The sequence below is a fragment of the Novosphingobium sp. ZW T3_23 genome (assembly GCF_044987305.1).
GTDB lineage: Bacteria > Pseudomonadota > Alphaproteobacteria > Sphingomonadales > Sphingomonadaceae > Novosphingobium.
Map to the genome: position 1 here is coordinate 1 of NZ_JBJDRF010000050.1, position 19,374 is coordinate 19,374.

Here is a 19,374-nt window from a genome sequence, read left to right on the forward strand (position 1 = left end):
CGGCGTAGAAGACCCGGCTTGCGTCGAGGAGTTCGCCGAGCCTTTCAGCAGTTCGGTTCATTATATCGGCAGGTGTGGTAAGCGGCCGGAGTTCGTCGGAAAGTGCCAGCAGAAATGCAGCACGCCGTTCTGCCGCAACCCTTTCGGTCGTATCGGCCAGAAAGCATATCACCCCGGCCGGCAAGCCTGCCTCATCCACCACCGGCGAGTAGTTAAGGTCCATCCAGACCGTTTCGGGAACGCCGCCGCGCAGGATGGTCAGTTCCTGATCGCGATAGTGCAGCGTGTTTCCCGCAAGAGCCTTGGATATCACCGTATCATTGAAGCTGGCAAGCTCGGGCCAGCTTTCCCGGACATTCGAACCTAACGAGGCCGGGTGACGGTTTCCGGCGAATTCCGAGTAGGCGTCGTTGTACAACATGACGCCGTCATGCCCCCACAGCATGACGATGGGCACCCGGGATCGCAGAAGAATGGAGAGCGCGCTGGTGAGGCAGTGCGGCCAAAGCTCTATCGGACCAAGCGAGGTATGAGACCAATCATGGTCAGCCATAAGCCTCCCGCACTCTCCCCCGCCGCTCAAGAATTGCGGGGTCCCGCGCGCGAGTGGATAATCGTTGGTTGGCGCATTGTACATATAGCAGGACCTTTAGCGCGGTCGCGAGTTGCCATGTGTCGTGGTCTCGTGCGCCTTCGTAAATCCCGCTTTAGCGAAGCTTTGCCGTTTCGGATACCTCTTCAAGCCCGTGGCTATCAGAGTGAACGACAGCGCTGTCGCTTTGCCTGCGATCGGCTGCACAAATCTGCGGCGCGCATTAAAGAGGCCTACGTGGCAGGCCAGTAGCCTGCGAAGCGGGAGCACGGGCCGCCTAAGCGCAGATCCGAAGATGGGGCGCTTCATCAACGTGCTGAGAGTATACGACGGGCTGATTGCCGGCGTCAGTCTCGGGGTCCTTCCAAAGGCGCTCTACGGCACTGCGGTCGGCGATGCCAAAGCGCGCCGTTCCGATTCCCTGCGCTCACGCGTGCGCCGCCTTGTTCGCGAAGCTCGTGGCATGGCGGCGCGAGGCTATCGCGATCTCATGCGCAGCTGGTCCCGGTTGAGCTCACATTCGAGGATCCACCGCATGCGATCTGGAAACGAGCTATCCCAGCATGGCTTGCGCACCCACTGCGCAGGGGCGCGGTTACGCGCCTGCGGGTGTGCCGGCATCCTGGTCGTTTGGAAGATCAATGGGCGTGGCAGCACATATCATACGTAACGCCTGCTTCAGCCCTTCTTCGATGGTGGGGTGATAGAAGGGCATAGCGAGGAGCTCGGTCGCAGTCTTGCCGTCCTGTATGGCCCAAGCCAACAAATGCGCAAGGTGCTCGCCAGCGGGTGCGAAGATGTCCGCTCCGATCAGACGACCGGCCGGTGCGGCGGCATAAAGCGTCAGCGCGCCCTTGTTTACGCCATCGACACGCGCGCGGCCCTGATCATCAAACTCGGCTGTACCGGTCACCGCCCCATCCTCCTCTGCAGCGCCGATCGTTGCAAGGGTAGGTTCCGTGAACGTGATGCTGAGCGCTGTACTGCGTTTGATCGGGATTGGTGCCGGGTAGGCTGCCGCGTTTCGTCCCGCGATAGCACCGTCGTGCGATGCTTCATGCAGCAACGGAATATCGGCGGCGGCATCACCGGCAAGGAAAATGGCGCTTTCGCCGCAGCGCATTGTCTCCCGATCGTGAACGGGGATGCCCTGGTCGTCGAGTTCGAGCTGGGCTTTTTCCAAATCGAGCCCATCCAGCTGCGGTTTGCGGCCGACGGCGACGAGCACCTGGTCGAACTCGGCGCTTCCCGCGCTCGATCCGCTCCAGCGCAAACGGACACCTCTTTCCGTTTTCTTGGGAGGAACGTCGACACCAAGATGAAGTGCAAGGTCCTGCTCGAGTACATCGCGCAAGTTCGCGTGAACCCTCGGGCAGCGCAGCCTGGCCATGCGCTCACCTTTGTCGAATACGGCAATTTCGACGCCCAGATGCGCGAAGGCCTGCGCTAACTCCAGGCCGATCGCGCCCAATCCGATTACCGCGAGCCGGGGGGGCAGGTCCTCCAATTCGAACACCGTGTCGCTAGTGAGCGCGGCATCGGACAGCGCGGCAAAGGGCGCGGGCAGAACCGGCGCTGAGCCGGTAGCGATCACGATGGTGCGGGCCTGCACCTTGCGGCCATCGCTCAGTACCAGCGTATCAGGCCCGGCAAATCGGGCACGGGCCCGGATAGCGACCTTTTTGGGGAGCCTGTCGATCGACTTTCGGGTCAAAGCAGCAAACCTGTCGCGCTCGCGGCGCACACGGCTAAGCACGGCGGGGCCATCGATGCGTACACTTCCAACCTCGATCCCGAAGAGAGCGGCATTGTTGATGCAGGCCGCTTCTCTTGCCGCCGCGATCAGCAGTTTGGAGGGCATGCAGCCCACCAGCGCGCACGTCGTCCCATTGAAATCGGGGTCGATCAGCAGCGTCGATACACCGTTCTTGCGAGCGGCTCGTTCGGCGGCAAGGCCTGCCGTGCCGCTGCCGATCACCGCGACGTCACAATGGATTGTTTCTGCCATAGGAGGTTCTTTCATCCGTGCCGGGCGCGGTGGTGATCGAGCGTCTTGACCACGTCGGCCAGCGCCCGTTCCGTTTCTTCACGCCAGCCATTCGGTCCCAGCCTACGCACAGCGGAATGCGCCGCGCAGACGAACGGAGTTCCCGCCCACCGGTTCGCGAGATCGCGCGCCCAGCTAGCGAATTCGTCCGCCGCACCGGGCCGCGCTTGCAAGGCCTTGGCGAGCATGGGATGGAAACGCAGCCGCGATTGCGGGAGAACGGTGCTCAGCAGGCCGGGAGCGGCGAGCACCATCAGCGTATCGTCGACGTGAACAATCCCGCTCTCTCTGTGCGGAACCAGCACTGAGGCAGCGTGAACGCGGTCATCCCGGGTGACGAGATCGAGCCCAGCAGGAACCGAAAAATCAAGCTCTTCGAACTGTGCTTGCGTTGCTGGACTTTCAACGATCTCAGACTCCCAGGGAAGTTCGGGAGGCTGCTCGCGATGTCGCGCTGTCCCAAACAGCCTCGCCTGCGGCGCCAGGAGATGCGCGGCGCGGCAATGCAGGGTGTGAAACGGGTGGACGTTTATGATTGCATCGATCGCAGCGCCCCCGTCCGTTAAAGCGAGAAGCGCATCCAGATCTTTGCCATCAAGGCCATAGCTGTCCAGAAGCAGGAAACGCCCGCTCGAGCGTCGCACCAGCGACATCTGCGTACCGACATCGATCACCCGAGCGATCTCGAAGGACCCCCGGAAATTCCAGAAGTTCTCGTTGAGCTGGTTCATGCGCAATGGATCCAGGCAGCGGGGGGTAGGAGGTGAAGAAGTTTCCGGTTTCAACAAGGCGCGAGAGCCGCGATCGTTCCGCTGGCCGAGCGATGGGGCGGGCGGCAGGCACTCGCATCTGGTTTTTTGCCCATGTCCAGATCAGGTAGGTCTCTAGTTTCTCGCCGACGTTCCAGCTTGCCGAGGCTTCTCGCCTTGCCGCTCTTCCGAGCTCGGGGTACGGTGCGTTGGCCTTGGTCATGGCTGTTGGGCCACGCCATTACGACGTGCATAGGCGCGTTCGGGTCGGCTAGACAAAGCCGCCGACCCGTATTTGGGACGTTAGACGATCGTGTTCGGGACCACGGCGTGGCTGCCTTCTTCGTCCGGTTTGATCTTGCCGCCAAAAAGCATCTTCAGTTTTCCGGTGAGAGACATGTCCGACTCCCAGAGCTCTGCTTCGTCGATGTCAAAACGAAGCAACGCCAGGTTTGGATCGAACTTTCCGCCCGGGAACCAGGCTTCGACAGGTTTGGACCAAAGCTTTTCGATCATAGCCGGGTCATTATCGACGGCGACGTTCCCGGACAGGGAAGCGAAGAAGTCCTGTCCCTTTGAGACAAAGTGGGCCATTGCCGAACCGCCTGCCGCCAAGCGGTTGTCCTTGCCGATAAAAAACCAGATTGTATCAACCTGATCCCTGTCGAGCTGCGCAGTCAGCGGCTGCGAGTGGGTAGTGCCACCGTCGGCAAGCCCGACCATGATAAACGGTCCTTTCTCAAGCTTGTCCCACATGTGCTGCTTCAGGGTGTGCGTGTCGGTTCCCATTGCAATCTCCTCAGTTTGCGAAGCCACAACACGTGGGGACCAAACGAGGTTGCGCTGGGCGACGAGGCGGCGCCAGGCGGGAATCTGCGGGCTTTGTTACAATACCGGCAAATCCGAGACACGGACCTCGGCCATGCAAGATGCGTAATGTCGTGTGTGGATGGCTCCCGCAGTTGTCCAGCTGCCGCGAAGGTGGTTCAAGACATCTATGTCAGTGGCAAACTAGGCGAGGGTTTAAGGCCGCACAATCACCAGGAAAGGCGCAGGCCCGTCGGAAGAAGGTTGAGCTGCGAATGAGCAGTCTCATACCTTTTAGGTGAAGCTGCCCATTATCGACATTGGCAACATCTGAAATCCTGGCTTGGCTAGAAAGTAGCCTTGCATGTAACGGACGCCGAGATCGCGGAGCACAGTATATTCACCGCTGGTCTCGATGCCTTCTGCAATGACAGAAATACCCAAGTCCTTGGCTATACCCATCACTCCCGATACCACCACGCGCCGTGGTTCGCTTCTGTCAATGCCGCGTATCAGGTCCATGTCGAGCTTGAGCAAGTCGGTTTGAAACTGGACAAGTAATCCAAGTCCAGCGTGTCCTGCCCCAAAATCATCGATCGCTGTCGTAAAACCCATTTCGCGGTAGGTAGCGATAATGTTCTGTACATGCCTGGTATCCGCAATCTGCTCGTTCTCTGTGAATTCGAAGATCAGACGTTCAGCGGGAAATCCGACTTCCGACGCGGTGCTGATTGTCAGCTGAATGCACGCCGCCGGAGAATAAACGGCGTTGGGAAGGAAATTGATCGAAAGTTTAGCGCCGGTATCCAGGATCCCGGCGTTTACCGCCTCCTTTATGGCAGTAACTCTACATTGCTGGTCAAAAGCATACCGATTTTCCGTAAGCGCCGACGGAACCCGGCCTTGTGCGGATGGGCATTGGCGTGAATTTCGCGGGGCACATGGAGGCCTTGCGAGTGGATATCGAGCAGTCAAAAGAGCCTCGTATGAGCGCTCGCCGAGATGGCGGAGCGGTCGTTCGAGTGGAACGGCGCCGACACTGGAGCGACGAAGAGAAGCTGGCGATCCTGAAGGAGACCACGCAGCCCGGCGCCATCATGGCGGTGGTGGCGCGTCGGTACGGGATCGGGACCGGTCAGCTTTACACCTGGCGCAAGCAATTGCTCCGCGGCGCGATGGCCGGGTTCGTGCCCGTCGAACTGACGCCTGCCGAACCGCTCGGCAAGTCGTCCGACGCTGGCCGGATCGAAATCCGGCGCGGCGGTGGCTTCACGGTATCGATCGACAAGCTGGTCGACAGGGAGGCGTTGAGATTGGCGCTCGAGGTTATCGGGGAGCTTGAACGTTGAGTTTGACGCTGCCGCCGTCGGCGAAGATCTATCTGTCGCTGGCGCCGTGCGACATGCGCAAGGGCTTCGACGGACTGTCGGCGCAGGTGCGCAACATCCTCCAGCTCGATCCATTCTCCGGCGCCGTATTCCTGTTCCGCGGGAAAAGAGGCGATAGGTTGAAGGCGCTGGTCTGGGACGGATCAGGGCTTTGCCTCTATGCAAAACGTCTCGAACGCGGAAAGTTCGTGTGGCCCCGAACCGAGGGCGGAGCAGCCGCCCGGCTGTCGTCAGCGCAGTTGGCGATGCTGATCGAAGGGCTGGATTGGCGGCAGGCAATTGTTCACGACGAGGTGCTCACGCCGACCCTCGCGTGAGCGATGGAAGCTCGGAAAACTGCCATTTTTATAGGCGCGAGATGCCGCTTGCGCTATAGTCTATGGCATGCGGTTCGACCTTGATCGTCTCCCCACAGACCCCGTCCTCCTGCAGAAAATGCTGCGGGAGATGGCTGAGGTCATGGAGCTGGAGCGGGCCGAACTGGGGGCGGCAAAGCAGATCGTCAAAGCACAGGGCCTGACGATCGAAAAGCTGGAGCACCGTCTGGCCCGGCTTCTGCGCGTCCAGTTCGGCCGCAGCTCCGAAAAGATGGACATCGCGCAGCTGCGGCTGATGTTCGAGGAGGTCGATGCCCCTGCGCCGGCCAATGATGACACACCTGCGGCGTCAACGGCGAAATCGACGCGCAAGGTTGGAATCCGAGCACCGATCCCCGCACATATCCCGCGCCAGACGACCCAGCATCTTCCCGAGCCATGCGCTTGCGGTGGGAACGAGACCATCATCTGCGAAGACGTCACCGAAGTGCTGGATTACGTGCCCGCCTGCTTCCGCGTCCTGCGTCATGTTCGCCCTCGCATTGTTTGTCGCTCCTGCGAAACGATCCGCCAGGTGCCCGCCATTGATCTGCCGTTGCCCAAGGTGATGGCAAGCAGCGCACTGCTCGCGCATCTCGTCGTCAGCCGCTTCGTCGATCATCAGCCCTGGCATCGCCAGTCGGTGATCCTGCGCCGTCAAGGCGTGGAGATCGATCGCGACGTGATGGGCCGCTGGTCGCGCAAGCTGGCCTGGCTGATGGCGCCGCTCGGCGAACGGTTGCTCTCCTACATCCTGGAGGCTCCGAAGATACACGGCGACGAAACGCCCGTGACCCTGCTGCAGGGCGAAGATGGTAGCCACACCGCCTACTTCTGGGTCTATCTGCGCGACAGCCGCTCAAGCGGGGATATGAGCCCGCCGGCCGTGGCGTTCCGCTTCACGACCGGGCGCGGCGGTAAGCATCCGGCGGCCCACCTTGCCGGTTACCGCGGATACCTTCAGGCGGACGGCTATGCCGGCTACAACGCGCTGTATCATGACCCCAAGACCAAGGCACCACGCGGTGTGATCGAGGTCGGCTGCTGGGCGCACGCGCGGCGCAAGTTCACCGACATTCTGGCAAAGAACCCGTCGCCGGTTGCGGCTGAAGCGATTGTGAGGATCAACGACCTCTTCGCGATCGAACGGGACATCAAGGGGGCACCACCCGATGAGCGACGGCGGGTTCGCCAGCAGCTGGCCTGCCCGAAACTGGCAGCGTTGCGACCATGGCTCGAAGCCCAGATGCAGGGACTGTCTTCTGACAGCACTTTGGCGAAGGCATGCCGCTATCCGCTTAACCGCTGGGCGGCGATGGTTCGCTATTGCGAAGATGGCCTGCTGGAGATCAGCAACAACCTGGTCGAAAATGCCCTGCGCGGCGTTGCTCTGGGGCGCCGCAACTGGATGTTCGTCGGGTCCACCAAAGGGGGGGATGCCTCCGCGCTATTTTACTCGCTTGCCGAAACGTGCCGCCTGAACGGTGTGGAGCCCGAAGCCTGGTTCACCGACGTAATCGAGCGTATCGGCAGCCATCCGATCAACCGGATCGACGAACTCCTGCCGTGGAACTGGCAGGCCGCAAAGGCGATCCAGAACCTGGAGCAAGCTGCTTGAGCAACGCCTTCGTCGTGCGCATGACAATCAATCTAGATGAGGTGACACCCGTCGTGAGCCGCACGATTGAAGTGCCGCTCGGCATCCGGCTCGATCGCCTGCATACCATCTTCCAGGAATCGTTGGGATGGACGGATAGCCATCTGTGGGAGCTGACCTTCGGGCGCACGGGCTTCGGCACCCCTGACCCGTCTTACGGCTTTGGTGGCCCGCTGGATGCCCGAAAGACCTCCCTCGCTGAGGCGTTGGAAGGAATGCGGGGCAAGACCTTCCAATACCTCTACGACTTTGGCGACGGATGGGAGCACAGCGTCAAAATCCAGGGGATCACGCCGGCTGATCCACAAGGAAGCTATCCCCGCCTGCTGGAAGCTACCGGAATGCGCCCACCGGAGGACTCGGGTGGGCCCTGGGGCTATGCCGAGAAGCTGGAGGCTCTCACCGATCCGGCGCATGAATACCACGAGGAGGCGTTGGAAGCCCTTGGCGATGACCATGACGCTCACGCTCAGCCCAACATCGAGGTGATCCACGCCCGCTTCGCGGCACTCGCCAAGAAATGGGCGCCGCGCCCGCAGAAGGCCAAATAACCCTACGTCAATGCCGCCTTCCGTCGGCGCTTACGATTTTCCGGCGTTACGCGCGAAAGCACATCTGCCGCGCTTTCACCCCGACTACCACGAACCAGCGCTTCGAAGGCAAAAACACTGCCCTTTTCGATGTCGACGATCGGCTGGAAGGCCATCGCGAGATCGAAGTTCGGACGCTCGCCTCGGCACCCCTGGCATCCAACTGTCATCGCGTTTCTCCTCGGCTGGCGCGCGAAAGGCCGCCTTGAAAGATCTGACTAAGCCGTGATGGCAATTTGAAACTCGATGCCTTCCGGTTTGTATTCGATTGCAGATGCCCCCCTTACGTGCCGGCGCAACATGCGCTCGATCATCTTGGTCCCGAAACCGATTCGCGCTGGCACCTTCACGGGCGGGCCGCCTTCTTCGCGCCAGTGAAACCAGATATGACGTTCGCCATCCCCGCCAGCGATCGCCCAAGCGATATGTACGCGGCCGTGAGGGCTCGCTAGACCACCGTATTTGACGGCATTTGTCGCCAGCTCGTGGAGTGCCATAGACAATGCCAGCGTGATTTCCGGCGATAGACGGACATTAGGCCCGGTGATAATGAAACGATCACCCGCCTGATCCGAGAATGGGGAAAGGCTACCCCGTACAATATCAACGAGGCCAGCCCCTTCGACTTCATCTTTGATCAGCAGTTCATGAGCCGTCGCCAGACTGGCGATGCGGCCCGAGACGCTGTCCTTGGCATCCTCGAGCGAGGCGGCATCCCGCAGAGTCTGCGTCACAACAGCGTTTACAGTAGCCAGGGTATTCTTGATCCGATGGGTCAGCTCTCGTGCAAGAACCGCGCGGTGCTCTTCGGCAAATTTGCGATCGCTGATATCCGTCGAGAAGCCGCTGAGCGACAGCGGCGAGCCATCCGCCCGGTACTGCATCTCGCCCTGCACGCTAACCCAGCGCTGTTCGCCTTGTGGCGTAAGGATGCGGTATTCGATGTCGTAGGGCGCACCTTTGGTAATTGTGTTCTCGACGGCCTGTCTCATGCGAGGAGCGTCGTCCGGATTGATGGCCCCCAGCAACTGCTCATAGGTAAACGGCTCATCCACCGGGCGGCCGAAATTGCGCTTGCAACTGCTGGATGCGTTAAGCGCCTGGTGGGCAAGATCCAACGTCCATGTTCCCAAGCCACCTGCTTTCAAAGCCATGCGCAAGCGAGCATCATGGTTCGCGAGCTCGGCGTCGCGGCGCGCTATCTCGGCGGCAAGCTCTTCGCGATCCTGTTCGAGCAAGGCCACGCGGTGACGTTCGATGGTCACATCGAACTGCGAGGCCACGAAGTAGCGTAGCGCACCGTCAGCCTCGAAGACCGGCGCCACCATCAATCGGTTCCAGAATGGCGTGCCGTCGCGACGATGATTGAGAAGATCAATTTCGATCTGCTGGCGACTTGCGACGGCCGATCTCAGCTTCTCGACGTCGGAAGGGTCGGTAAGCGGGCCTTGCATGAAGCGGCAGTTGCGCCCCAGGACCTCACATGCCGCGAAGCCCGTCAATCGCTCGAACCCTGGATTGACATATATCACCGGGTTGTCGGGCAAAGTGGGATCGCTGACCACCATTGCCACGGGCGTCATGTTGAAGCCGATGAAAATAGGATCGCGAGCATCCAGCTGCGCAGCGAACGCATCTATCGCCGCCCGAACATGGGGCGGACACTCGAAGGGAGCCAGCGGTGCGGCGGGGAGGGGTGATCGGTCCAAAACAGGAACGTTGTAGCGCAACTCGATACCGCCAGCAATTAACCTAGATTAATTCGGCCGCCTCGAACTCGTCAGGCCAGTGCGATTTCCAACGCTGTTCGAAGTTGTTTGGGCGTGGAGGGCTTGTTGCAGATCTGAGATCCGGGATAACGTTCCAACAGGCGCGTCACATCCGCGTGTCCGGAGTGGAAAATCATTGGAACCTGCGCCGCGAGAAGTCTGTCGGCAACAGGGAAGACCTCACCATCTTTCAGCCGCACGTCGAGGATCGCGCATTGCGGCATGCGCAAATCTAGCGCATCGTTAGTCTCTGCCACTGAAACGTAGGGACCATCGAACTGATGCCCCGAATCCTCAACAATGGTTTCCAGGTCAAGCGCGACAAGCAGCTCATCTTCAACGATCATCACAGTCGGCACGACTACTCCAGCACACTTTCCGGCAACCTCAGGGTCAGATTGTAATCACAAACCCCTGTCGCTTGCTTTAGCTCCCCGTCGAGTTGCCGGACCGACGTATTCACTAGAACTGTGCCGAACCCGCCCTTGCTCTGCGGCGGTAGCGGCGACGGGCTTGTTTCCCGCCAGAAAAGGGTGAGGTAATGATCGGCCAGAGTCCAATTTATGCTGAGCTTACCCTGCGGCGTGCGTAGGGCTCCGTACTTTGCGGCATTGACCGTCCACTCGTGGAGGATGAGCGCAAAGGCCGACAGGGCGTCCGAGCTGATCGTGCCCTCGCTTCCCTCGATCGAGATACCGGCTTGTCCGGCATAAGCCTCAAGCGTCGTGTCGACAAGGTCACGAAGACGGACGGCCTGTTGTTCCCCCGACGGCGATGCAAGGGAATGCGCCCGACCAAGAGCGGAAATACGATCGCGCACGTCCTCGCAGTAGGTTTTGACATCGTCGTGCGTCCGCGCGGCGACAGCCAGAAGGCCGCTTACGATTGCGAACAGGTTTTTGACCCGGTGGTTCATCTCGCGCAGCATCATTGCGCGGTTTTCTGCCAGGGAAAGTTCCGGCGTCACATCGATAGTCGCGCCGATCAGCCGGACGGGAGCGGAACCGGCGACCGCTTGTGCAAAGCTCTTGAGATGCCGCTCTTTTCCGCCGGACCACACGCGATAGTTCTGTTCGAACGCCTCACCGGATGAAACCGCCATTTGCAACGCTGATAGGACGCGCTCGCGATCCTGCAGGTCGATGGCGGCAGAGAAAGTGTCCAAGTTTATCGCACTTTCGGTGAGTCCGAGAAGCGTGCGGTTCGTATCATCCAGAACGACCAGATCATCTTCGGCGCACAGTTCAAAAACACCAATGCTACCAGCTTGAGCGGCGAGCTTTAGCCGCTCCCTTTCAACTGCAAGCTCGCTTTGCAGCTGCAGCGCACGGGTTATGTCGGTCAAAACCAGCGTGGCGCCGTCTATATCACCTTTCTGCGTCCGGTACGGAAGGACACGAAGGGCATAAGTCCGCTGTCCGTCCTTGGAATGGATCTGGCGCTCGATTTCCTGCCCTGAAGCCGCAACGCTTTGCGCGTCTTCCAGATAGGCGCTGTCTGCCAGACGCGTGGAGACGTCTGCCAGAGGCCGGCCACGGTCAGACGCCTGAATCGGGAACACCGCAACCGCGGCTTCTGTAAAGCTGCGGATACGCATCTCGTGATCTACCACGATCACCGCCATGTCGGTCGATTCGAAGAAATTACGAACGTCCGCATTCGCGACCGTTAGCTGCTCGACTTTGTGTTTGAGTTCGTCGTTGACCGTGGATAGCTCCTCGTTTGTCGACTGGAGCTCCTCGTTCATCGACATCATTTCTTCGTTCGAGCTCTTGAGTTCCTCGTTCGCCGTCTCCAGCTCTTCCACAGCCGAGCGGAGCTTATGCCGGGTGAGGCGCAATTCCTCCTCGAGTGCATCCATATGATCGCCGCCGGCCTCGAGATCATCGACGCCCGGATCTTCGCTGATATTGAAGGCCCCTGTTTCACGGTAGACTACAAGAAAACTCTTGTCCGCCAAAGGCTCGCAGATCACCTCGATAGGCTGCGTCCCAAAATCGGTGACGACCGTGATATTGCGCGCGGCGGTGCGGCGGCCGGTGTCGCGGGACTGGCGCAGCAAGGGGCCGAGACTTTCGCGCAGGCCCGGGCGCGCAAGGTTGAAGGCGCTGACGCCGCCGGTTCGGGTGACGGGAAAATCGAAGTAGCGAGCCAATTTTCCATAGGCCGCAAGGACAAGGCCATCCTGGTTGAGAATCATGGACGGCGGCGCGTACCGCTCTGCAAGCCGATTTACGGCTTCCGAGGTCTGCACGGGATCGGCGTTATCGCTTCTGCGGCCGTACCCCTCATCGCGCCGTCGTACCGTGCGATCACTCATCGGCAAATCAAGCGGATAGCGGGTGCCGCCTTCGCTTCGCTCGAAAATGCGGGCATGATGGTCAATTGCCGGAAACAGCTGATCGAAACGACCGATGCTTTCCGACGGGCCAAGGAAAAGATAGCCGCCAGGACGTATCGCATAATGTAGAAGCGGCATGACGCTTTGCTGTAGACGATCGTCGAAATAGATCAGCAGATTGCGGCATGATACGAGATCGATCCGAGAAAACGGCGGATCGCGCACGACGCTATGATTTGAGAACCTGATGAGATCTCGAATGTGGCCTGCGATCGTGAAATGATCGCCATGCGGAATAGTGTATTGTTGCTGGAACAAGGGCGGCAAGTCGCCCAGCGACGAAGTGGGGTAGCAGCCCTCGCGGGCGACTTGCAGCATTTGCTCGTCGATATCGGAAGCGAAGATCTGCACCGGATTGGGTACGTCGAGGTTTCGCGCCGTTTGCGCGAACAGCATGGCGATCGTGTAGGCTTCCTCCCCGCTCGAACAGCCCGGCACCCATACGCGGATATCCTCCTCGGGATGGCGGCTGCGCAGCAAGGGTTCGATGACTTTGGCGCGCAAGGCATCGAACATTTCGCTGTCCCGGAAAAAGCGGGTCACGTTGATCAACAGATCGCGAAACAAGGCTTCGCATTCGGAAGGGTCGGAGCGAAGCCTTTGCACGTACGCCTTGCCCGATGTAATGCTCAGGACGTGCATTCGCCTTTCGACCCGGCGCACAAAGGTAGATTTCTTGTAACCGGAGAAGTCATGCCCCACAGCCTTGCGCAGCGTGGTGCACAGATCGTCGACATGATCCGCGACCCGCCCTGCCTCATCTTCCAGGTCGTCCGAACTGTTTCGGCCGAAGAATCCCAGAAGACACTCGATTATCTGCTCGGGCGGCCGCACGAAATCGATAAGACCAGTGCCGACGGCAGCCGTGGGCATCCCATCATAGCGCGCGGTATCTGGCCGCTGCGCGATGCTGATGCCGCCATGCTCTTTGATGGCACGCAGACCTGTCGAACCGTCGGCTCCCGTTCCCGAGAGGATCACGCACGCCGCATTGCCCTGCTGGTCATTGGCAAGAGAGACAAAAAAATCATCGATCGGTCGCCGAAGTCCCCGAGGCTGCGCGAAATCGGTAAGGACGAGCCTTCCATCCTCGATCGCCAACCCCCGCCCAGGCGGAATGATATAGACCCGGTCGGCAAAGATTTGTTCGCCGCCCTCGCATTGCAGAACGTCAAGCTTCGTCGCTCGGTCGAGCAGCTGCGCGAGCATACTTTCGTGAGTTGGATCGAGATGCTGGACGACGACGAAAGCAAGGCCAGTCGGCGCCTCAGCAGCGCCCAACATTTCTCGCAGCGCTTCCAGGCCACCGGCAGAGGCGCCAATGCCAATGATCGGAACCCCACCATCTTCATTGGAATTGTCGGTTAGAACGCTACCACGCGTGGAAGTCATGGAATGGAGCGGCCTTCGAGATCGGCCAGCATCATTCTGGCCTGCGCTATCATATGTGCGGAGTTGGCGATCGTGGTCAACGAGCCCTCGATGATCATGCCTGATTCCGCCACGAGCGGAGTGATCGATGTCAGCGTCTGCCCCAGCGTACGATCATATTCTTCCAGACGCTCTGGGTGCGCCCGGCTCACATCGAACTGCGAAGCGAAGAAAAACTGCGTCTGACCGTCCGATGAGCGCAGGCGCGACATATAGAGCAGGTTAACGAAAGCTGTTCCGTCCTTCCTGAAATTCACGATCGGCGTACGAACATTCGGCGCCGCTTGATTCTCGAGGAAAGCGCGAAGGGTGGCGCGCGCCTCCCGGTTATCGGCGTCACCTTGAAGGAGCCTGCAATTCTTGCCCACTACGTCATCCGGGGTGTAGCCGGTCAGCTTCTCAAAACCCGGATTGGTCAGGATCAGCGGTGTGTCGTCGCCGGTCGAGGCCAATGCCAGAGCGATTGTCGACGTTTCAAAATATGCGCGCAGATGGGCAGGGGCATCTTCCAGGGCATATTCCGACATTGGTACCTAACTCCTGACGCTCGTCCCCCCCCGGTTGAAGCCTGCACCGCTTCTGCACGATTTCGCCGGGCGGCGCCATCCTGAGGTGCGATTTCGGTAGATACCTAGTCCTCAACGCCCGCGCGGGCTCTCAATTTCGCCATGCTGAAGGCATTGGCGCGGCTGCTGCTGCGCGGCGCCCTCGTTATGGTCACTTTCGCATCATATCATAGCCTCAAACTTAGCCGGTTATCGGTATTCAGTTTGCCACACGCGGCCGACAGAATGTCGCTGTGATGTTCGGACGCGAGTTGGCTATCGGCGGGCAGGGTATTCAACACCTCTTTCGCCGCAGCGACATGGATCATTGTCATCCGGTGAGAGCTGCAGGCCAGCCAGATCCAACTTGAACATCAGCGGTCAAGCGCAAGCAGGTCGGCGATTTCAGTCTTGATAAGCTCCATAGCGAATGGCTTGGTCACTAATCGTACACCTGGTTCGAGCTGGGCGTTGCCCACCACAGCATTTTCTGCGAACCCGGTTATAAAGATCACTTTGAGGTCTGGCCGCCCGGTACGTGCGGCATCCGCCACTTGCCTGCCGTTAAGGCCGCCGGGCAAACCTACATCTGTGATCAAGAGATCGATATGCGCATTGGAATTCAGTATATCGAGCGCCGTAGGCCCGTCACCGGCCTCAAGTGCGGCGTGATCCATATCCTCGAGCAGCTCGCAAATCAACATCCGGATGGTTGGTTCGTCGTCCACCACCAGCACGCTACTTTTATCGGTGCTCGGAAGCTCATGGATTGCATGAACACCATTTTCAGCAGGCGTGTCCCCGTAATGGCGCGGCAAATAAAGGCACGCCGTCGTGCCCATGCCGAGTTCGCTATAAATGCGGACCTGCCCGCCGGATTGCCGGGCGAAGCCGTAGATCATTGATAAGCCGAGCCCAGTGCCTTCCCCCATCGGTTTGGTGGTAAAGAAGGGATCAAACGCACGCTTGATTGTCTCCGGCGTCATACCGGTCCCGGTATCGGTGACGCAAAGCGAGACATATTGGCCCTCAGGCAGATCGCGCTCGCGCCCGGTGCGTGTGTCGAGCCACTTGTTTGCCGTCTCGATTGTGATACGTCCTCCATCCGGCATCGCGTCGCGCGCATTGATGCATAGATTGAGAAGCGCATTCTCCAGTTGATTGGGATCGACAAGCGTTGGCCATAGTCCAACGGCGCCGACCACCTCGACATGGATCGCAGGCCCGACCGTTCGCCGGACCAAGTCCTCCATGTCCGCGGTGAGCCGATTGACGTCGGTTGGTTTGGGATCGAGAGTCTGGCGTCTTGAGAAAGCCAGCAGGCGATGCGTCAGCGCAGCCGCTCGGCGTGATGCTCCCTGCGCTGCTGTGACATATTTTTCCAGTTCGCCGATGCGGCCCTGCGAGATCCTGATTTGAAGCATCTCCAGCGATCCGGCGATGCCAGCCAGCATGTTGTTAAAGTCATGGGCGAGGCCGCCGGTGAGCTGGCCCACTGCCTCCATCTTCTGCGCCTGGCGCAATTGTTCCTCCGCTGCCATAAGGCTCGCGCTACGCTCCTCGACCTGCTTCTCAAGTGACGCTGTGAGCTCAGCTAGATCGTGCTCGGCTCGGCGGCGTTCGACGGCGCTGCGGGTTCGCGCGGCGATCTCCCGCATGAATTCCTCCTCTTCCGCAAGCCACGCGCGGGGGGTGGCGTTGTTCACGTAGATCAGCGCGACAAACGCGCCATTCTCATGCAGCGGCATATTGATGAAGGAATGCGCGGTAATCGCCTTGAGAACATCGGCAGTGCTTTTCGTCCGCGCATCCACATCGGCATCGGCACAAAGCACGGTTTCGCCCCGCTTGAGATCCTCAATGTAGCTTCCGTGTTCGCGAAAGTGAAGAGTTCCCGCGATCGTTTTGACGCCTGGGGCATTCCAGTCGCGTTCCACGGTGATCGTTTCAGCGATTGGGTCGATCGTTCCATAGCCGGCACGGCTTACACCAAGCGTGCGGCCGAGGATCTCGGAAGCGGTGAAAGCGATATCAGACGGATCGTCCATATCGCGAAGACGATCGCTAAGTTCAAGGAGTGCTGCCTGCCGTGCCTCTGTGCTTCGGCGTCCCGTGATGTCAAAGCTGACACCCGGGAAATGACGCGCACCATCACTAGCTACTGTACATTGACCTTCTGCGGCGACCCAGCGAAGTGACCCGTCGGGCTGGAGGAGACGATATTCGGATGAGAATGGCGCCGAGGTTTCCACCGCATCGTTAATCTGCGCAGTCACGCGTTGAAGGTCGTCAGGATGAATATTCTTGAAAAACTCGCCGATGGGCACTCCGCGCCCGGCGCGTTCGACATCGACACCGTAAAGATGGGCGAAATGGGCATCGGACACGACAAGGTCGTCGCCGACGTGCCAATGCCAGGTTCCTACCGAGCGTGCGGCCGCTAGCATCGCGTCGCGCTTACGCTGCAGAATGCGCAGCTCGATCAGAGCCATGATCTGGCCTGCGAGGACGATCAGCCCCTTACGCTGTTCTTCGGTCAGGCCGCCAGGCCTGGGGGTTGTATCGATGACGCACAACGTGCCCAAGGGCAAACCGTTCTCGCTGAAAAGAGGAACACCCGCGTAGAACCGGATATGTGGTGCGTCCGTTACCAGGGAAAATGCCGAGGTTCTTGGATCTTGCGAAAGGTCTGTTATCTCGAAAATGCTGGCCTGATGAATCGCAAGCGCGCAAACCGAGGTTGAGATTGGCGTCTCTGCGACGGTAACGCCAATCCGTGCCTTGAACCACTGACGTTCCGTATCAACGAGGCTGACGAGTGCAATGGGCGTGGAGCACAGCGTCTTGGCAAGCCATGCAATCTCATCGAATGCGATTTCAGGAGCCGTATCGAGCAAATCCGCTTGGATAAGGGCGTCAATACGCGATGCTTCGTCCCAACCTGACGGCATTTGTTCGTTGCTCACAGCGTTTCCAGACCGCTGTGCGGTGAGAAAACAGAAAATGGATGGTGGGACAAACTAGCTTCCGGAGTGCGCGGGTCTGAAGATCAGATATCGCCATTGCAAACGCTTCAAGCGGATCTCGGTTGCGGACCGTCATCCCTCTTTACGAAGAAACTAGCTTCTTGTCATCAATGTGGCCTGTATATCATTTGGAAACGCATAAGGAAGTCCGGCCTAAAACCCTACGGCTTGAGCATTTTTTGGCTACCGAATTCCGATCCCATGTGCAGACCTAACGCTTTTCCGGAGGGTCGCGACCGACCCAAGCCATTCCCAGCCCCGCGAGGATAGCCACATTTGCCAGAACCTGCCATTCGCATTTCATTGAGCAGTCCGGCAGCAGCGCGCATTTCCACCAGCGTGCTGAGAACTTGCATGCCTGATAGCGGGCATTCGCGTTCTCGTCCATGAGAAGGCTTGGCATGACGGCCTTGCTCTGCGAGGGCTCTGCTTATGCGAACTGACAAGGCCATGCTGCAGCCCGATCACAATTGCTGGCGGATAGAGCGTGCCGATCGTGCACGCGTGATCGTGGATGCGGACGATTACTTCAAGGCCGCCAGATCTGCGATGCTGAAGGCGCAAAAGCAGATCCTTCTGGTGGGCTGGGATTTTGATGCCCGTATCCGGTTTGGCGAAGACACCGATGATGGCGGCCCGCCGCAAATCGGCGAATTCCTCAGTTGGCTGGTACGCCGTACGCCGGGGCTGCAGGTTTACATCCTGCGCTGGGACACGGGCGCGCTCAAGACCTTGTTTCATGCGCGCACCCTGATCCGTCTGGGGCGCTGGATCAGGGATCCGCAAATTCATCTCAGGCTCGATGGGCACCATCCCCCGGCAGGGTCTCATCACCAAAAGGTCGTGGTGATCGACAACGAGGTGGCGTTCTGTGGCGGCATCGACATGACCGTCGACAGATGGGACACCTCCGCGCATGCCGATGACGAGCCGAGACGGGTTGAACCTGACGGGACTGCTTACAAGCCGTGGCACGATGTGACGACACTGTTGGAAGGGCCGGCCGCACGCGCCTTGGGCGATATGTGCCGCGGGCGCTGGGAGCTGGCCGGGGGTGGGAAGCTTTCGGAAGAGCAAGGACGCGGTCCTTGCTGGCCCGATGGCTTCGAGGCCGACTTCAAAGACGTGGATGTCGGCATCGCGCTGACCGTGCCGGAAATGGCGAAACAGGACCCGCGCCATGATATCGAGGCGCTTTACGTTGACCTTATCGCGCGCGCTCGCAAAAGCTTCTATGCCGAAAGCCAGTACTTCGCCTCGCGCAAGGTGGCGGAGGCTATCGCCAAACGGCTGGCTGAGCCCGATGGACCGGAATTTGTCATCGTGCATCCCGTCAGCGCCGACGGGTGGCTTGAACCGATCGCCATGGATTCCGCCCGCGCGCGGTTGGTCGAGGCGCTGAATGCCAAGGATCCATACGGGCGCCTGCGGTTGTACCATCCCTACACCGCCGGGGGAGCGCCGATCTACGTCCATGCCAAAGTGACGGTAGTCGACGACAAAGTTCTGCGGGTAGGCTCGTCGAATTTCAACAATCGCTCCTTGCGGCTCGATACCGAATGCGATGTCGTCATCGATGCCGACATGACCGTAGGACAGGGTGTGCGTAAAAAGATCCTGGGCATCCGCGACGCGCTTTTGGCTGAGCATCTCGACACCGATTGCGAAACGATCGAGGCTACCGTCAGGGAAACGGGATCCCTGATCGCCGCGATCGAAAAACTGCGAGGGCCTGGCCGTTCCCTGCATCCTTATGAGGAGCCGGAACTCGACGCCGTACGGGCATGGCTCGCCGATAACAAGGTGCTCGACCCCGAGGGGCCAGGGGAAATGTTCGAACCGCTGTCGCAGCGCACAAGTCTTCTGAAAAGGTTGCGGCCCGGCAAATTGCCCGCCCATGGCAAAGGCGGCTTGATTGGTGCGGCGGCAGCTGGGGCGGGGGTACTGGTTGCAGTTGCTGCGGCATCCCGGCTGCTCAGGCCGTCAAGGCGATGACGAGCTTTCATTGAGCGACCA

The 19,374-nt window shown here is 59.7% G+C and carries 17 protein-coding genes; 6 read left to right on the forward strand and 11 right to left on the reverse strand.

The window, feature by feature from the left end:
- Positions 1 to 553, reverse strand: a 553-nt coding sequence (locus tag ACI3K3_RS19975) for a PAS domain-containing protein (RefSeq protein WP_404916865.1), incomplete at its 3' end; no start/stop codon positions are given.
- A 205-nt stretch (positions 554 to 758) separates the two neighbouring features.
- Here ACI3K3_RS19975 and ACI3K3_RS19980 point away from each other — a divergent pair.
- Positions 759 to 1,262 (forward strand): DNA -binding domain-containing protein, encoded by a 504-nt coding sequence (locus tag ACI3K3_RS19980; protein ID WP_404916867.1) that lies wholly within the window; start codon positions 759 to 761, stop codon positions 1,260 to 1,262.
- On the opposite strand, the gene ACI3K3_RS19985 is transcribed toward ACI3K3_RS19980, so the two are convergent.
- From ACI3K3_RS19985 to ACI3K3_RS20000, 4 genes are all read right to left on the reverse strand, one after another.
- Entirely contained in the window at positions 1,188 to 2,600 is a 1,413-nt protein-coding gene (locus tag ACI3K3_RS19985; protein ID WP_404916869.1) for a dihydrolipoyl dehydrogenase, read from the reverse strand. The genes ACI3K3_RS19980 and ACI3K3_RS19985 overlap by 75 nt on opposite strands.
- Before the next feature lie 11 nt (positions 2,601 to 2,611).
- A complete protein-coding gene (locus ACI3K3_RS19990) occupies positions 2,612 to 3,370 on the reverse strand; it encodes a hypothetical protein (protein ID WP_404916871.1) in 759 nt (252 codons plus the stop codon).
- 321 nt (positions 3,371 to 3,691) lie between these two features.
- On the reverse strand, positions 3,692 to 4,177 hold the full coding sequence (locus ACI3K3_RS19995; protein WP_404916873.1) for a pyridoxamine 5'-phosphate oxidase family protein: 486 nt from the start codon (positions 4,175 to 4,177) through the stop codon (positions 3,692 to 3,694).
- A 312-nt stretch (positions 4,178 to 4,489) separates the two neighbouring features.
- Positions 4,490 to 5,170 (reverse strand): EAL domain-containing protein, encoded by a 681-nt coding sequence (locus tag ACI3K3_RS20000; RefSeq protein ID WP_404916875.1) that lies wholly within the window; start codon positions 5,168 to 5,170, stop codon positions 4,490 to 4,492.
- On the opposite strand from ACI3K3_RS20000, the gene tnpA reads away from it, so the two are divergent.
- The 4 genes from tnpA (at position 5,107) to ACI3K3_RS20020 (ending at position 8,147) form a co-directional block, all read left to right on the forward strand.
- Complete coding sequence (gene tnpA, locus ACI3K3_RS20005) at positions 5,107 to 5,544, forward strand: IS66-like element accessory protein TnpA (protein ID WP_404916877.1); 438 nt, start codon at positions 5,107 to 5,109, stop codon at positions 5,542 to 5,544. The genes ACI3K3_RS20000 and tnpA overlap by 64 nt on opposite strands.
- Positions 5,541 to 5,900: an IS66 family insertion sequence element accessory protein TnpB gene (gene tnpB / locus ACI3K3_RS20010; RefSeq protein ID WP_404916879.1), complete on the forward strand. Its 360-nt coding sequence runs from the start codon at positions 5,541 to 5,543 to the stop codon at positions 5,898 to 5,900. The genes tnpA and tnpB overlap by 4 nt, the downstream gene beginning before the upstream one ends.
- A gap of 67 nt (positions 5,901 to 5,967) precedes the next feature.
- A complete protein-coding gene (gene tnpC, locus ACI3K3_RS20015) occupies positions 5,968 to 7,557 on the forward strand; it encodes an IS66 family transposase (protein ID WP_404916881.1) in 1,590 nt (529 codons plus the stop codon).
- Positions 7,554 to 8,147: a plasmid pRiA4b ORF-3 family protein gene (locus ACI3K3_RS20020; protein ID WP_404916883.1), complete on the forward strand. Its 594-nt coding sequence runs from the start codon at positions 7,554 to 7,556 to the stop codon at positions 8,145 to 8,147. The genes tnpC and ACI3K3_RS20020 overlap by 4 nt, the downstream gene beginning before the upstream one ends.
- 2 nt (positions 8,148 to 8,149) lie before the next feature.
- Here the strand turns inward: ACI3K3_RS20020 and ACI3K3_RS20025 are convergent, their stop codons facing one another.
- The 6 genes from ACI3K3_RS20025 to ACI3K3_RS20050 form a co-directional block, all read right to left on the reverse strand.
- Complete coding sequence (locus ACI3K3_RS20025; protein WP_404916885.1) at positions 8,150 to 8,356, reverse strand: hypothetical protein; 207 nt, start codon at positions 8,354 to 8,356, stop codon at positions 8,150 to 8,152.
- A 48-nt stretch (positions 8,357 to 8,404) separates the two neighbouring features.
- Positions 8,405 to 9,916, reverse strand: coding sequence for an HWE histidine kinase domain-containing protein (locus ACI3K3_RS20030; protein ID WP_404916887.1), 1,512 nt, complete (start codon positions 9,914 to 9,916; stop codon positions 8,405 to 8,407).
- Positions 9,917 to 9,966: 50 nt separating this feature from the next.
- A complete protein-coding gene (locus ACI3K3_RS20035; RefSeq protein WP_404916889.1) occupies positions 9,967 to 10,302 on the reverse strand; it encodes a response regulator in 336 nt (111 codons plus the stop codon).
- 14 nt (positions 10,303 to 10,316) lie between these two features.
- Positions 10,317 to 13,748, reverse strand: a complete 3,432-nt coding sequence (locus ACI3K3_RS20040; protein WP_404916891.1) for a chemotaxis protein CheB — start codon at positions 13,746 to 13,748, stop codon at positions 10,317 to 10,319.
- Positions 13,745 to 14,314 carry a PAS domain-containing protein gene (locus ACI3K3_RS20045; protein ID WP_404916893.1) on the reverse strand — a complete coding sequence of 190 codons (570 nt, stop codon included), beginning with the start codon at positions 14,312 to 14,314 and terminating at the stop codon, positions 13,745 to 13,747. The genes ACI3K3_RS20040 and ACI3K3_RS20045 overlap by 4 nt, the downstream gene beginning before the upstream one ends.
- Before the next feature lie 392 nt (positions 14,315 to 14,706).
- The gene (locus tag ACI3K3_RS20050; RefSeq protein ID WP_404916895.1) at positions 14,707 to 17,298 is read right to left on the reverse strand and encodes a GAF domain-containing protein; all 2,592 of its coding nucleotides are present in this window, start codon (positions 17,296 to 17,298) and stop codon (positions 14,707 to 14,709) included.
- 510 nt (positions 17,299 to 17,808) lie between these two features.
- Here ACI3K3_RS20050 and ACI3K3_RS20055 point away from each other — a divergent pair.
- On the forward strand, positions 17,809 to 19,353 hold the full coding sequence (locus tag ACI3K3_RS20055; RefSeq protein WP_404916897.1) for a phospholipase D-like domain-containing protein: 1,545 nt from the start codon (positions 17,809 to 17,811) through the stop codon (positions 19,351 to 19,353).
- Positions 19,354 to 19,374: the final 21 nt, after the last annotated feature.